The sequence below is a fragment of the Rhodococcoides corynebacterioides genome (genome assembly GCF_019834675.1).
Taxonomy (GTDB): domain Bacteria; phylum Actinomycetota; class Actinomycetes; order Mycobacteriales; family Mycobacteriaceae; genus Rhodococcoides; species Rhodococcoides corynebacterioides_A.
The window spans coordinates 1-15,330 of record NZ_JABUBU010000001.1; the positions used below are offsets into that span (position 1 = coordinate 1).

A 15,330-nucleotide genomic window follows, 5' to 3' on the forward strand; every position below is an offset into this window, starting at 1 on the left:
AGTCGGGGGTACGGGGGGCCGTCACGCTCGGAACCACCGCGGCGACGTCCTCGGCCGTGACCGTCGGGAACGGTCCCGTCGAGCGCGACGTGGTGGGCGCAGCGGTGGCGCTCGTCCCGGTGGCCGGGACCGCGTCGGCAATGGCCGGGACCTCGGGGGCGACGGTCCGATCGGCCGTCACGACGATCGCGCCGGTCACCGCGGCCGCGAGGGCCACGGCCGCCGCAGCGGCGGCGAGGACGACCGGGAGGCGCCGACGGCCGACGCCGGCAGGGACGACCACCGTCGGGGCGGCGGCGGGAGGCGGCGCCAGTCCGCCGGCGTGGCGCGCGGCGGCGAGGGCGACGTCGAGTGGTTCGTCGGGGGCGCCGGACAGCACGGTGTCCGGAAGCAGTTCCACCCCGGTGAGCGAGAGGAACTCCAGCGAATCACGCAGCGCGGCAACCTGGTCGGCGGTCCAGGTGCCCGGGTGCGCGACGGCGACCACGTCGGCGTCGGGCCGGGTGCGGTCGATCAGGTGCAGCAGCACCGTGGCCAGCAGGTCCTCCGCGCGCAGGACCGCGCCGTGGGCGGACACCACCCCGGCCGGGTCGCCGACGTGCTCGACGAAGCGATCGACGACATCGACCCCGTCGGGCGCGGTGTCGGGGTCCGGACGCGTCAGGGAGGACGACCCGTCGGGCAGCAGGTGGAGGACGGTGTCGGTCACGACGGGCACGCGCACCATCTCGCCGGTCTCGGCGGACAGCACCACGGCGGCCGCGGCACGGTCGGTGACGTGCAGGCCCAGGATGCGGTGCGGCACAGGCGTGGTCATGGGCGGTCGCGCTCCTCCTGCTGTCCGTAGCCCGCGGCACGCAACATCGACAGCAGTTGTGAGCGGGAGCCGGCGCCCAGGCGTCGCCGGATGCGGGCGACGTGGTGTTCGACGGTCTTCGCCGAAATGTACATGCGGGCGCCGATCTCCCGGTACGTCAGACCCAGCACCAGATGTTGCGCGACCTCCGCCTCCCGCCCGGTGAGTTCACCGGTCGACGACGCGGTGTCGGGGACGGCCGCGGCCGAGGTGATCTCCCGCGCGGTCTGCAGCAGTGCGGTGGCGGTGCGGGTGTCGTCGACGCGCAGGGCCGCGTCGCTGGCCAATCGCGCTGCTTCCCAGGCGTGGCCGAACCGTTCGAGGGAGCGGGTGCAGGCACGGACCTCGTCGGCGTCGGGCTCGCCCTGCAGGACGCGCAGCCAGCACCGACCGGCGGCGGCCACCGCGGCGGCATGGGGACTGTGGGCGGCCAGGGCGCCGAGGACGCGGGCGTGCGGCACCAGGTCGGCCGGGGCGCTCGCGAGGATGGCGGCCTGCACGCCGTACCAGTGCCACGCCGTCGCCCACAGCGGCGGCTCGCCGAGGGACGCGAGGAGCGACGACGTCGTCTCGACGGCATGACGGATACGGCCGGCATCACCCAGACGTGTTGCCGCGAGCCACAGTTCACCGATCGGCAGCACGGTGTAGAGATCGGGCTCGACCTCCACGAGCAGTCGGTGCGCGTCGGCGATCGTCGCGGCGAGCGCACCGGCGTCGCCGCGACGACGCGCGACCGCGGCGCGAAGTCCGCTCCACCACAGGCTGTCCCGTCGATCGAGGCCGTCGGGATCCGTCTCGCGGACGCGAGCCTCGGCGGCGTCCGTGTCGCCCAGCAGCATCGCCGCCCAGGCGCCGAGCAACCGGGCGCGGGGCGTGGCCGCCTCGCTCAGAACCTCGCGAGTCGTGCGGGGATCACCGAGATGCACGGCGAGCAGACCGGCCACCGACGCGGGGTGGTCCTCCGTCGACGGGCCGGTGAGCGCGCAGGCGCGCAGCACGGAACTCAGAGCGGCAGTGGGGGTCTCGGACACCGACACGAGCATCCCCTCGGCCACCAGTGTGTCCCGCGCCGTCGCGCTGGTGGGTAGTCCCGTCCCGGCCGCGGCGACGAAGGACGCCGCCGTGTCACGGTCCCCGACCGCGAGCAGGGAGACCACCGCATGGGCGACGTCGGAACCGACTCGGGCAGCGCCGAGCCAGCGATACACCGCGGCCGCGTGCGACGGTGCGCCGCGGTGCAGCGCCACCGTCGCGGCCACCCGTGCGGCCGAGCGGAGGTCGTCGTCACTGCTCGACGGGTCCGTGAGCACGACGTCGGCGTGCTGGGTCGCGGTGTCCAGGTCTCCGGCCGTCAGTGCGGCGCGGGCCCGCGGTACGGCGGCCCGCCGCGGGTCGGCGCCCGCGGCGACGGCGGCGTCCCACAGGGCGGCTGCTTCGTCCGTCGGTGCCGATGCTGCTGCGCGCGTAAGGAACTCGACGAGGGTGGGGAGTCGGACGCCGGCGTCGGCCAATGCGGCCGCGGTGTCCGGGGCGAGTACCCCCGCGTCGAGCAGGGAGGCGGTGACGCGGCGCAGCAGAAGGGTGCTGCCGTGCGGGCCGACCGTGTGGCGCAGGACCGACGGCGGGTCCGGCGGCGCGCCCACCCGCTCGATCGCGCGGACGGCGTCGGGAATCGGCAGCGCGGCGAGCTCCGCGACCAGATAGGGATCGGGGGTGACCCCCACCGACCGCAGCGCGAGCACGGTCAGCGCGGGGTGGTCCTGGACGTCGACGGTCGAGGTGCCGGCCGGGGCGTCGTCGAGGGTCACCGTCCGGTGAGTCCGCCGAGGAGTCCGCCCACGCCCTGCCCGACCCCGCCGACCACCGATCCGGCCGTGTCGCCCACGCCGCCCACCACGCCGCCGACACCCTCGGCGACGCCGCCGACACCGTTGGCGACGCCACCCACCACGTTCGGGGGTGTGAACTGGGGGAGCGACGGCGACTGGAACGTCGGCGCCGGGGGCGGGGTGTAGGCGGGCACGGTCGGCGCATTCACCGACGGCACCTGCAGGTTCGGAGCCGGTACACCCGGAATCTCGGCGGCGCCGGTCGGCGCGGTACCCGTCGTCCCCGGCGCGGTGCCGGTGGTGGGTGCCCCGGCCGCGGTGCTGCCGGGGATGCGAGCGCCCGTCGAGGGATCGATCGCCCCGGCGGTGGACCCGGTGGTGGCCGAGCCGCCCCCGGACGTCGTGCCGGCGCCGGCGGGGTCGGTCGCGGACGCCGGTTCGACGACGGCGCTGGTGGTGGGGGAGTCGGAGATCGGGTTGTCGACGACGCCGGTCGCCACCCCCACGGACAGCCCGCCCGCGGCCAGCACGGCGACGGCCGCGGCGACACCGACGACGACGCCCGCGCGTCGTCGTCCGGTGGCGGGCTTGGCGTGCGAGTGCGGGGTGACGGGCACCGGCGGGAGGGCGCGCTCGGGACGTCGCTCGACGGGGGCGATGAGGTCGGTCTCGGCGTCGTCGGTGGCCGCACCTGCGGTCGCGGCCGGGACCGCCGCCGCGAGCCGGGTCGCGGTGAGCGCGGCGCCCCACGCGGACGTCGCCGCGGGGTCCGAGCTCAGGGTCAGCGGCACGCGCAGCCGCGCGGACAGGGTCTCGGTCAGCAGCGGAATCGCACCGCCGCCGCCGGCGAGCACCACCCGCGCGACGGCGGCGGGTTCGACGCCGGCCGACCGCAGGGCGTCGTCGACGACGCGGACCACGTCGTCGACGCTCTCCCGCAGCAGTTCCTCGAGTTCGGAGCGCACCACCCGCACGTCGGCGGACACCCCGGGCAGCCGCACGGGCACCACGGTGTCGGTGTCGGCGGACAGGGCCTCCTTGGCGGCGGCGCAGTGATCGCGCAGCTCGGCCAGGGCGGTGACGGTGGCCGGGTCGGCGGGATCGAGGCCGTCGGTGTCGACCTGCGCGAGGACGTGGCCGAGCAGCGCGCCGTCGATCCAGGCGCCGCCGGTCTCGTCGGACCGGACGCTCCGGCCGATCAGGGCGGGCTCGTCCCCGGTGCGCACGACCGAGGCGGTGGTGCCGGTCTGTCCCTGATCGACGACGGCGACGACGCCGTCGGACACGGCGTCGGGGGTCTGCTGCAGCCAGGCGACGGTGCACAGGGCCTCGGGGGCGAACTCGGCGTCGATGCCGCGCTCGGCCGCGGCCGCGCGCAGCCGCTCGACGGTGTACGACGACCATTCGGTGGGATGCGCGACGACGACGTGTGCGTGCGTGCCGGCCTCCTCGACCAGGCACGCGAGGGTGCGGGCGACCAGCTCGTCGCCGGAGAAGGTGCGTCCGTCGTCGGTCACGAGGTCGACGGGGTCACCGACGCGTCCGGCGAAGCCGCGCACGACGGAGCCGGACCGGGCCGCGGCGTCGGCGAATCGGGTGTCGCCGGACGGGGCGATCTCGAGGGCGGTGGGACGCGCGACGACCCGCGCGTCGTGCAGATCGGCCGATGTCGCCGAGACGGCGATCGCCGTGGCCGTACCGACCTTCGTGCCCAACCCTGACGCCATGTCGCCGACTCCCGTTCGCAGTGTCACCCGTCCGCCCGGGACGTCGTCCGCCTGCGGTGGTTCGTTACACATCACAGCACGTACCGCGCGGTAACGGGGACCGATCCCCTATACCCCCTAATGCCCCCGATCAGAACCCCGATCGGCCCCGGGATGACAGAAGGGGGCTCGGCCCCGTTGGGACGGATCACGAAACTTCCTAACGTCGACGACAACGCGCCGAGACCCTCGGCCGGCACGAGCCCCTCGACGATCGGACACCCACGATGGCCACCAATGCCGTTCTCGACTTCATCCTCAACCTGCTTCGCGACGACAAGGCCGCCGCCGCCTACTGCGCCGATCCGCAGCGCGCGCTGAACGCCGCCGGTCTGCCCGAGGTGTGCCCCGCCGACATCGTGGCCGTGGCGCCGATGGTGTCCGAGTCGGGCCTGTTCGACGGCGGCTCGCGGCTGGCGTCGATCGTGAACGCCGGCAACGTGACCAACACGATCACGAACACGAACACGGGCGGCGACATCACCAACACCTTCGCCCCCACGCTCGTCGGCGGCTCGCTGGCCGCAGGGACGATCGGCGCCATCAGCAACGTCGGCAACAACAACACCTTCGGGAACTTCGACCTCGGTGGGCTGAACTTCGGGAACGTCGACTTCGGCAACGCCGACTTCGGATTCCTCGATTTCGGCGGGCTCGACTTCGGGGCGATCGACCTCGGTGGGCTCAACATCTTCGACAGCGCGTTCGACTTCGGCAACCTCGATTTCGGTGCCATCGATTTCGGCGCCCTCGACCTCGGTGCCATCGACTTCGGCGCATTCGACCTCGGGTCGCTGAGCCTGGGTGACCTGACCCTGGGCGATCTGGACCTCGCCGGCCAGTTCACCACCATCCTCGCCCTTGTCATCGGCAACGGACTGTCCCTCGGCGGCGAGCTCGCCGCCCAGTTCGGCGCTGCACTCGGTGCGGCCCTCGACGGACTGCTCGCCCTGGGCGGACTGCTCGACCTCGACGTCCTCGCCGAACTCGGCGCCACGCTGGCCGGTGCGCTCACCGCCGCACTGGGCCTCGGCGCCGGAGCCGGCGCGCAGCTCACCGCCGCACTGGACGCCGTGCTCGGCACGATCACCGACCTCGACCTCGGCGGCGCCCTCGATCTGTCCGGCGCGCTCGGCGGTGCCCTCGAGCTGGGCGGCGCCCTGAGCGCCAACCTCGGCGCTGCCCTCGGCGGCGTCCTCGGTACCGCCGTCACCGCGGGTGGAGCGCTCGGCGCCGAACTCGCTGCCGCCCTCACCGGTGGACTCGGCCTGGCCGGCGGCCTCGGCGTGATCCTCGGCGGTGCCCTCGGTGCCGGCGCCGACCTGACCGGGTCGCTGACCGCCGGACTCGGTGCGGCCGTCGACGCCGCCGGTGATCTCGGCGCCACCCTGACCGGCATGCTCGACGCCGACGTCATCGCGGCGCTCGCCGGCTCGCTCACCACCGCACTCTCCGGCGCGCTGGAGACCGCCCTCACCCTCGGCGGCGACATCGCCGGCGAGTTCGGTGCCGGCCTCGGCCTGCTACTCGGCGGCGTCGTCGACGCGGCCGGCGGACTCGATCTCGACGCTCTCCTCGGTGTCGGCGGCAGCCTCGGCGCCGCGCTCACCGGTGCCCTCGGCCTCGGCGGCGGCCTCGCCGCGCAGCTCGGCGCGGCCCTCGACGGTGCGCTGGGACTGGCCGGCGGTCTGGACCTCGCGGGCGACCTCGGTGCCGGCCTCAGCGCTGCCCTCGCCGGCGCGCTGACCGCCGGCGGCGCCGTCGTTGGCGACCTGGGTGCAGCCTTCGGCGCCGTGCTCGGCGGTGTGCTCGGCGGCGACCTGACCGGTGACCTCGGTGCGCAGCTCGCCGGCCTCCTCGGCGGCGGCCTCGACCTCGACGCCGCTCTCGCCGCGGTGCTGGGCCTCGGCGGCGGGCTGGGCGGTGTGCTCGACCTCGGCGGTGCCCTCGACCTCGGCGGTGCCCTGGACCTGGACGGCGCCCTGGCCGCCGCGCTCGGCGCGGGCGGACTGCTCACCGGTGACCTTCAGGCGCTGCTCGGCGGCGACCTCGCGGCCCAGCTGGCGGCGGGCCTGGCCACCGGCCTGGCGCTCGGCGGCGAGGCCGCCGGTCAGCTCGGACTGGCACTCGGCGGCGTGCTCAGCGGGGTCACCGACCTGGCGGCCGGTGCCGACCTCGGTGCGGCCCTCGCCGCGGCGCTCGGTCTGACGGGCGCGGGCGCGGCCACGCTGGCCGGTGCGCTCGACGCCGCGCTGGGCCTGGGCGGCGGACTGGACCTGACCGGTGACCTCGGCGCCACCGTCGGCGGGGCCCTGAGCGGTGTGCTGGCGGCGGGTGGCGACATCGCCGCCACCATCGGCGGCACCCTGGGCGGCGCGCTCGGCGGCGCCCTCGCGGCCGACCTGCAGGCACAGCTGGTGGGCCTGCTGGCCGGTGGCCTGGACCTGGAGGGTGCCCTGGGCGCGGTGCTCGGCGCCGCCGCTGGCCTCGACCTCGGTGCGGATCTGACCGGCGCTCTCGCCGGAGTCATCGGCACCGGACTGGACCTGGACGGGCTGCTCGCCGGCGATCTCGCGGCCCAGCTCTCCGCCGGTCTGGCCGCAGCGCTCGGCGTCGGCGGCGAACTGGCCGGCACCGTCGGTGCCGCGCTCGGCGGCTCGCTGGCCGGCGTGACGGACCTGGCCGCGGGTGCGGATCTGGGTGCGGCTCTGGCCGCGGCACTGGGTCTGACCGGTGCGGGCGCGGCCACGCTGGCCGGTGCGCTCGACGCCGCACTCGGCCTGGGCGGCGGACTGGACCTGACGGGTGACCTGGCCGCCACCCTGAGCGGCGTGCTGGCAGCGGGTGGCGACGTCGCCGCCACCATCGGCGGCACCCTGGGCGGCGCGCTCGGCGGCGCCCTGACCGCCGACCTGCAGGCCCAGCTCTCGGCGCTGCTGGCCGGCGGACTGGACCTCGACGCCGCCCTGGGCACGGTGCTCGGTGCGGCCCCCGAGCTCGACCTCGGTGCGGACCTGACCGGCGCGCTGACCGGCGCCATCGGCACCGGCCTCGGACTGATCGGCGGCGTCGCCCTCCCCGACACCGGCCTCGACATCACCGGCGGACTCGCCGGTGCCCTCGGCGCCGGCGGTGCCGCGGCAGCCGGACTGGGCGGCACCCTGGGCGCCGTCCTCGGCGGCACGGTCCTCGGCGACCTGGACACCGACGCCCTGCTCGCCGGTGACCTGAGCGGTGCCGTGGCCGGTGCCCTCGGCGGCGCGCTGGACGCCGACGCCGCCTTGGTGGGCGACCTCACCACGGCCCTCACCGGGGCACTCGACGTCGCGGGCGTCGTCGACGCCGCCGGCGGTGTGACCGGCGACCTGTCCGCAGCACTCGGCGCGGCCTTCGGCGTCGGCGGGTCCGTCGGCACCGAACTGGGCGGCGCGCTCGGCGCGGTCCTCGGCGCGTCGGGCGCCGTCGACGTGGCCGGCACGCTCGGTGCCGCGCTGGGCGCCGGCGGTGAGCTCACCGGTGCTCTCGACGCGGCCCTGAACGGCGCGCTCGCCGCCGGTGGCGCGATCGACACCGACGGTCTGCTCGACGTCACCGCCACCATCGACAGCAACCTCGGCACGGTCCTCGGCGGCGGCATCGTCGCCGGTGGCGAGATCGCCGGCGGACTCGGTGCGGGCGTCGTCGACGCCGCCGACACCCTGGCCGGAGCCGGACTGGACGCGGCCACCGGTGCCACGGCCGGCATCGGTGGAGCCCTCGCCTCCGACGGCGCCCTCGGCGCCGGCCTGGGTCTGGGGACGGGCCTCGGTCTGGACACCGGCCTCGTCGGCGACCTCGCCGGCACGGTCGACACGACGGGCGCCCTGGGCGGCGTCGTCGACACCGCCGGTGACCTCGGTGGGGCGGCGGATGTCGCCGGCACCGTCGGTGGCGCGGTCGGCGGTGTGCTCGGCGGCGGCGCCGCGGTCGGCGGTGCACTCGGCGGCGCGGTGGACGCCGGCGGTGCGCTCGGTGGCGCGGTGGACGCGGGTGGCGCCGTCGGCACCACCGCCGACACCACCGGCGATCTCACCGGCGGGGTGGCGGACACCTGGCAGGACGTGAACGCGGACGACGCCTTCGGCGGCGTCGGTGCGGTCGCCGACACGGCCGGTGACGTCACCGGCGGCCTGACCGGTGGTCTCACCGGTGCGCTGGGCGGCGGACTGGGCGGTGCTCTCGGCGGTGGCGTCGACGCCGGCCAGGAGGCCGTGATCGACACCGCGGCCGATCAGGCCGACGACACCCAGTAGGACCGGCCCCATCCCGGTACGGCCCGGAACACGACGACCCCGCACGCGCTCCCCGCGTGCGGGGTCGTCGCTTACGGTAGGAACAGTGGTGAGACCTCACAGTCTCGTCGCGTCCGCAGCCCACTCACGCTCGAACGGAACGGTGTCCTCGATGCACGATGCGCGCGACCGCGCGGCGCACACTGCGCCCGACCGGGCGGTGCAGAAAGCGCCCGCCGCAGCCCCGGCCCGCGCCGACGCCCCGACGACGCTCGCTGACCTGCTCACCCGCACCGGCGACGTCGCGGCGAAGGCCGGACGACGCGACCTGGTCGACCGGGTGGCGGCCGCGCGGGAACGGGTGCTCGACCCGCGCCTGCGCATCGTGGTGGTCGGACCGCTCAAGCAGGGCAAGAGCCAGTTCGTCAATTCGCTTCTCGGCCTCGACGTCTGCTCGGTGGGTGACGACGAGACGACGGCCGTTCCCACGATGGTCGCCCACGGCGACGAGCAGCGTGCCGAGCTGGTGGTCTCCCAGCCGGGGGGAGATCCGGCGCGTATCGCCATCCCGTTCGAGGACATCCACGCGGTCACCCCGGCCGACCCGCGGGCGGACGGACGCGACGTCCTGCGCCTCGAGATCACCGTGTCCTCGCCTCTCCTGGCCGACGGGTTGGTCGTCGTGGACACGCCCGGCGTCGGTGGGCACGGCAACCCGCACGCGAGCGCCACGCTCGGCCTGGTGTCGTCCGCGGATGCCGTTCTGGTGCTGTCGGATTCGTCGCAGGAGTTCACCGAGCCCGAGGTGGCGTTCCTCCGCCGCGCGGTGGACCTGTGCCCGGCCGTGGCCTGCCTGATCACCAAGACGGATCTGTACCCGCACTGGCGGCGCATCGTCGACGTCGACCGCGAGCACCTGGTGCGCGAGGGCGTGGACGTTCCCCTGCTGCCGATCTCGTCGTTGCTGCGGTCCCACGCGCTGCGGCTGCAGGACCGGTCACTGGACGAGGAGTCGGGCTTTCCCGCGCTGTACGAGTTCCTGCGGGGCGTCGTCCGCCGGGCGTCCGTCACCACCCGCAAGGCGGTGGCGCAGGACGTCGGCTCCGTCGCCGAGCACGTCGCCCTCGCGCTGGGCAGCGAACTGGCGGCCCTGAAGGATCCGGAGTCGGCCGCCGCGGCCGTCGGTGGGTTGCAGCGCGCCCGGGAGTCCGCCGACGAGATGCGACGCCGCAGCAGCCGGTGGCAGCAGACGCTGGCCGACGGCATCGCCGACCTCGCCTCCGACATCGACCACGATTTGCGAGACCGACTGCGCCACATCACCCGCGAGGCGGAGAGCGCCGTCGACGAGGGGGACCCCGGCAAGGACTGGACCCGCATCGGCGAGTGGCTCGAGGAGCAGATCGCCGACGCCGTCGGCGACAACTTCGTGTGGGCGCACGAGCGCTCGATCTTCCTCGCCGAGACCGTCGCCCGGCACTTCGCCGAGTCCGGCGAGGGGCGTCTGCCGTCCGGCGACATCGCCGCGCTCGCCGAACTCGACGGCATCATGGATCCGGTGACGTCGCTGTCGGACCTCGAATCCGGCCGCATGGGCATCACGTCCAAGGTGCTGGTCGGCATGCGCGGGTCCTACGGCGGCGTCCTCATGTTCGGCCTGGTGTCGACCATGATGGGCTTCGCGCTGCTCAACCCGGTGTCGCTCGGGGCGGGAGTCCTGTTGGGCAGCAAGGCCTACAAGGACGACAAGGAACAGCGCGTGCTCAAGCGCCGCGCCGACGCGAAGCAGGCCATCCGCAAGTTCACCGACGACGTCGCCTTCCAGGTGGGCAAGGAATCCCGCGACCGGCTCCGGGCCGTCCAGCGCGTGCTGCGCGACCACTTCACCGAGGTCGCCGAGCAGACGCTGCGGTCCGTCGACGACTCGCTGAAGGCGGCGCAGGAGGCCGCGACCCTGCAGAGCGGCCAACGGGCCTCGCGCACAGCCGAACTCGAACGGGCGCTGGCGGACGTCGCCGCGCTGCGCCGGATCGCCCGCTCCCTCGACCCCGAGACCGCGGCCGTCGAGGCAGCGGACGGCACCCGGGGGTTGCCCGCGTGAGTACGACGATCGATCGGGCTCGCTCCCTCGTCGCGGCGGCCCGCGCGGAGTACGCCGGGGTGCCCGCGGCGCGAGCGCTGGTGCAGGAGTGCGGCGAACGGCTCGACGAGCCGCTGCGCATCGCCCTCGCCGGTTCCCTCAAGGCCGGCAAGTCGACCCTCCTCAACGCCCTCGTCGGCCAGGACATCGCGCCGACCGACGCGACCGAGTGCACTCGCGTCGTCACCTGGTACCGCCGCGGACTCGCACCGTCGGTCACCGCGCGGTACGACGGGGACAAGGCCGTCGACATCCCCGTGGTCCGCCGACACGGCCGGCTCAGCTTCGACTTCGGCGAACTCACCGCCGACCGCGTCGACCGGTTGGACGTCGAATGGCCCGCACGGGCGTTGGCGCGCAACACGATCGTGGACACGCCCGGTACGTCGTCGCTCTCCCGCGACGTCTCCGAGCGCACGCTCGCGATGCTCACGCCGGACGACGGCGGATCCGGCGCCGACGCCGTCGTCTACCTGCTGCGCACCCTCAGCGCCGCCGACACGTCGTTCCTCACCCGCATCGGCGACGCCGTGGGCGGTGACTCGGGTCCGCTCGGCGTGATCGGCGTCGTGTCCCGCGCCGACGAGATCGGCGCGGGCCGCATGGACGCGCTGCTGTCGGCCAAGGAGGTCGCGTCGCGCTTCGCCGGCGAACTGGAGAAGACGGGGCTGTGCCAGGCCGTCGTCCCGGTGGCCGGGCTGCTCGCCCTGGGCGCACGGACGTTGCGCCAGAGCGAGTTCGCCGCCCTGGTCGCACTCGCCGACGCGCCGCCCGCGGATCTGTCCCTCGCCATGCTCTCCGCCGATCGATTCGTCCGACCGGACATGCCGCTGCCCGTCGACGCCGAGACCCGCGCGGGTCTGGCGGATCGGTTCGGCCTCTTCGGCATTCGGTTGGCCGTCACGTTGATTCGTCTGGGCACGCGCGACTCACCCGCGCTGGCGCGCGAGCTCGTCGAACGCAGCGGGCTCGACGAGCTGCGGCAGGTGCTCGACGCGCAGTTCGGCGACCGCGCCGATCAGCTCAAGGCGCACTCCGCCCTCGTCGCCCTCGACCGTGTCCTCCAGGACCACCCCGGACCCGGCGCGGGACAGATCGCCGACGAGGTCCGCCGGACCCTCGCCGACGCGCACGGGTTCCGCGAACTGCGCCTCATCGGGCGGATGCGGGCGCGGAACGTCGCTCTGCCCGACGAGCAACGCGACGAGCTCTCGCGCATCGTCGGCGTCCACGGCATGGACCGGGCCACCCGTCTGGGCTGCGATCCGGACACCGCCGACGCTTACCTGCGCGAGCAGGCGTTGGCCGCGGTGCGGACCTGGCGCGCCCGCGCCGGTCACCCGTTGATGGACCGCTTCACCGCGTCGGCGTGCGAGGTCGCCGCGCGCAGTGCCGAGGGGATCCTGGCGGACCTGTCGCGCTGATCGGCTGCCGCGCGCACGCCGCATCACCGGTGCGCTGCGCGCAGCCCGCATCACCGGTGCGCTGCGCGCAGCCACCGCCCGACGGCGGGCACGCACGCGCACACCGTGCCGACCACGAGCAAGCCCGCCCCGATCACCGGCGCGTACACCCACGGCCCGGCCACCGCGTCGTCCGTCGCGATCAGGAACGCCGCGCTGCCGGCGACGGCGAGGACGGACGTCGTCACCAGGATGCCGCGGGAGGAGGGTCGCCGGCCGCGCAATTGCAGCGCGCCGAGCAGACCCAGCAGCACCACCACGGCGGCCACCGCGCCGGCGACGGCGAGCGTGACGGTCACGGTGTCCGCGGCGTCGGCGGCGCTGGTCTCGGGGGCGTCGGTGAGGACGACGGCGGTGAGGCGCTCGCGGACGCCCGACAGATCCGCCGCGACGGCGACCGCGCCGACGATCACGGCGAGCACCCCGGCCACCGCGGCGACGACGGCCGGGACGACGGCGCGCGGCGGGGTGTCGGGCACGGGCTCACGCAGCGGGTCGACGCGCACGCGCGGACGCGGCGGAGGGCGACGGTCGGGATCGACACCGTCGGGGGACATGGGAACGAGACTATCGGGTCCGTCCGTTGCTGGATGCACCCCAACCGAGCCCGGGCGCGCGCCGTGACTCCACACCGAAATCGGCGACTGCCGCGGTCGGACGCGCGGGATGTGCGCTCGGTCACGTAGTTTCCTGACTGCAACAGGAATCGGGGCGCACCGTCGCCCCCGGGGTCGATGGGAAGTGAACACGTGCGCGTGTCGAGAATTGCTGGGGTGGGACTGGCCCTGTGCCTTGCCATCGTCGGATTGGGGGTGCCGACGGCCGTCGCGGAGCCGCCTGGGCCCGCCGCGGGGTTCTACACCCCGCCGAATCCGCTGCCCGCGGGCAGCGACGGTGATCTGATCCGTACGGGGCAGTCGAACCTCGCCCTCTCCCTCCCGCTGCCCAACGGGCCGATTCCGGGCACGGCCACCCGCGTCATGTACCGCAGCCAGGACGCCAACGATCAGCCCAACGCGGTCACCGGCACCTACATCGACCCGTCGGCACCGTGGACCGGACCGGGCCCACGGCCGCTGGTGGTCATCGCCCCCGGTACACACGGCCAGGGCGACCAGTGCGCGCCGTCGCACCAGCTCAACAACGTCCTGACCTACCAGCCCATCCTGGGCTTGATGGTCGAGTACGAGTTGGTCTCCACCTACGCCCTGCTCTCCAAGGGCTACGGCGTCATGATCACCGACTACGACGGTCTGGGCACGCCCGGCGCGCACACCTACGTCAACCGTGCCGCCGAGGCGCACGCGGTGCTCGATGCGGCCCGCGCGGCGCTGAAGCTGCCGGGTGTGAAGGTGAACCAGGATTCGCCCGTCGGGCTTTGGGGCTACTCGCAGGGCGGCGGCGCCGTCGCGGCGGCCACCGAACTGGCACCGGAGTACGCACCGGACCTGAACCTGGCCGGCACCTACGCCGGTGCGCCGGTGGCCGATCTGGCCGCCACGCTGTCGCAGGTCGACGGCACGTTCCTCACCGGTGTCATCGCGTACACGGTCAACGGACTGCGCCGCACCAATCCGGAGCTCATCCCGATCATCGACGCCTCCACCAACGCCAACGGCAAGGCCGTGCTGGCGGCGGCGGAGAACCAGTGCATCGTCGAGTCGGCGCTGACCATCGGCTTCCACCGCACCAACGAGTGGATCGCCAACGGCCAGTCCCTCTCGGACTACCTGAAGAACATCCCCGAGGCGCAGACGGTGTTGGCGGAGAACCGCGTCGGCAACCGCACGCCGAACTCGCCGGTGTACGTCGACACCAGCACCGGCGACGACATCGTGCCCTACGGCCAGGCCGAGCAGCTCGCCCGTGAGTGGTGCGGCCGCGGCGCGAACGTCACGCTGAACACCCAGCGTCTGCCGTTCATCCTGCCGGGCCTCGCCCTGAGCCACGTGCTGCCGGACTTCATCGGCCTCACCGGCGGACTGAACTGGATCGACGCCCGGTTCCGCGGCGTGCCCACGGGGGGCACCTGCGCCTGACGTCACCCGCTCCGACGACGCGCCTCGATCACAGCCGATCGAGGCGCGTCGTCGCGTTGCGGACGCGGGCGTCGGCAGCGTCCCGCGCCGCGGTCGCCTCGTCGACGTCGTGGTCCCGCGCGGCAGCGTCGTCCTCGGCCTGCGCGAGAGCGGCGCGGAGCCGCTCGACCTCCGCCCGGGCGTCGTCGCGTCGGCCGGTGGCGTCGGCCAGCGTGGACTCGGCGTCGTTCAACGCGGCGCGGGCGTCGTTCAGCTCCGCCTCCGCGTGACGACGGGACTCCTTCCGTTCCTTCTCGGCGGCCTCGTCCCGGGCTGCTTTGTCCCCGGCGGCGTCTTCCCGGGCGCCCTTCTCCTCGTCCGCCGCGTCGTCGTCGGGGACGTCCGGTGCGTCGGGAACGGCGACCAAACCCAGCGGACCGAATCCGCTGTACTCCACCGCGCCGAGCAGGCGACCGGCGCGCACGTCGTCGGCCACGGCCGGGTCCGCGAGCGCCGCGCCGAGCGACGACGCCACCTCGCGTGTGACGTCGTCACCCACCTCGTGGCCACGGTCGGCGGCGATCTCGCCGGCCCGGGCGGCCAGGGCGCGAACGGCGCGCTGGCGTTGCTTGGTGAGGGTGCGCAAGGTCGCGCCCGACAGGTGTTGTTGCGCTTCTCGAAGCGCCTCGCCGAGGTCGAACAGATCGCCGACCTCGTCCTCCGCGTCGCGCACCAGGACGTTGAGCACCCAGCCGACCGTCGTCGGCTTGCGCAGCGCGCCGATCTCCTTGGCCAGGGCCTTGTCCCCGTCGGCCCTGGCCTGCTTCTGCCGTTCGGTGCGGACCCGGACGAAGTCCGCGGGGTCCAGCCCGTAGAGCTCGTCGGCGACGTCGTCGAGGGTCATGGGTTCAGTGTCGCGCGGATTCGCCGCCGCGCGGAACGGACTCGGAATCGTGAAGTCCCGGCCCCGGAATGCGGGGCCGG

The 15,330-nt window shown here is 74.6% G+C and carries 8 protein-coding genes and 1 pseudogene; 4 read left to right on the top strand and 5 right to left on the bottom strand.

Translation table 11 applies throughout. The features are described from left to right. The 3 genes and pseudogenes from HQ603_RS00005 to HQ603_RS00015 form a co-directional block, all read right to left on the bottom strand. Positions 1-817, bottom strand: a pseudogene (locus HQ603_RS00005) (hypothetical protein); the annotation flags it as partial. Further along, positions 814-2,667, bottom strand: a complete 1,854-nt coding sequence (locus HQ603_RS19045; protein WP_222682383.1) for a helix-turn-helix domain-containing protein — start codon at positions 2,665-2,667, stop codon at positions 814-816. The gene HQ603_RS19045 and the pseudogene HQ603_RS00005, both read right to left, overlap by 4 nt. Continuing rightward, positions 2,664-4,415, bottom strand: a complete 1,752-nt coding sequence (locus HQ603_RS00015) for an Hsp70 family protein (protein WP_222682384.1) — start codon at positions 4,413-4,415, stop codon at positions 2,664-2,666. Before HQ603_RS00015 ends, HQ603_RS19045 begins: the two co-directional genes overlap by 4 nt. Before the next feature lie 266 nt (positions 4,416-4,681). On the opposite strand from HQ603_RS00015, the gene HQ603_RS00020 reads away from it, so the two are divergent. From HQ603_RS00020 to HQ603_RS00030, 3 genes are all read left to right on the top strand, one after another. Beyond that, positions 4,682-8,746, top strand: coding sequence for an IniB N-terminal domain-containing protein (locus HQ603_RS00020; RefSeq protein ID WP_222682385.1), 4,065 nt, complete (start codon positions 4,682-4,684; stop codon positions 8,744-8,746). Positions 8,747-8,897: 151 nt separating this feature from the next. Then, positions 8,898-10,826, top strand: coding sequence for a dynamin family protein (locus HQ603_RS00025; protein WP_222682386.1), 1,929 nt, complete (start codon positions 8,898-8,900; stop codon positions 10,824-10,826). Continuing rightward, positions 10,823-12,289 carry a dynamin family protein gene (locus HQ603_RS00030; protein WP_222682387.1) on the top strand — a complete coding sequence of 489 codons (1,467 nt, stop codon included), beginning with the start codon at positions 10,823-10,825 and terminating at the stop codon, positions 12,287-12,289. Before HQ603_RS00025 ends, HQ603_RS00030 begins: the two co-directional genes overlap by 4 nt. 50 nt (positions 12,290-12,339) lie before the next feature. On the opposite strand, the gene HQ603_RS00035 is transcribed toward HQ603_RS00030, so the two are convergent. Then, the gene (locus tag HQ603_RS00035; protein ID WP_222682388.1) at positions 12,340-12,885 is read right to left on the bottom strand and encodes a hypothetical protein; all 546 of its coding nucleotides are present in this window, start codon (positions 12,883-12,885) and stop codon (positions 12,340-12,342) included. Between the two features lie 177 nt (positions 12,886-13,062). On the opposite strand from HQ603_RS00035, the gene HQ603_RS00040 reads away from it, so the two are divergent. After that, on the top strand, positions 13,063-14,367 hold the full coding sequence (locus HQ603_RS00040) for a lipase family protein (RefSeq protein WP_222682389.1): 1,305 nt from the start codon (positions 13,063-13,065) through the stop codon (positions 14,365-14,367). A 28-nt stretch (positions 14,368-14,395) separates the two neighbouring features. On the opposite strand, the gene HQ603_RS00045 is transcribed toward HQ603_RS00040, so the two are convergent. Then, the gene (locus tag HQ603_RS00045) at positions 14,396-15,250 is read right to left on the bottom strand and encodes a hypothetical protein (protein ID WP_222682390.1); all 855 of its coding nucleotides are present in this window, start codon (positions 15,248-15,250) and stop codon (positions 14,396-14,398) included. Between the last annotated feature and the right edge of the window lie 80 nt (positions 15,251-15,330).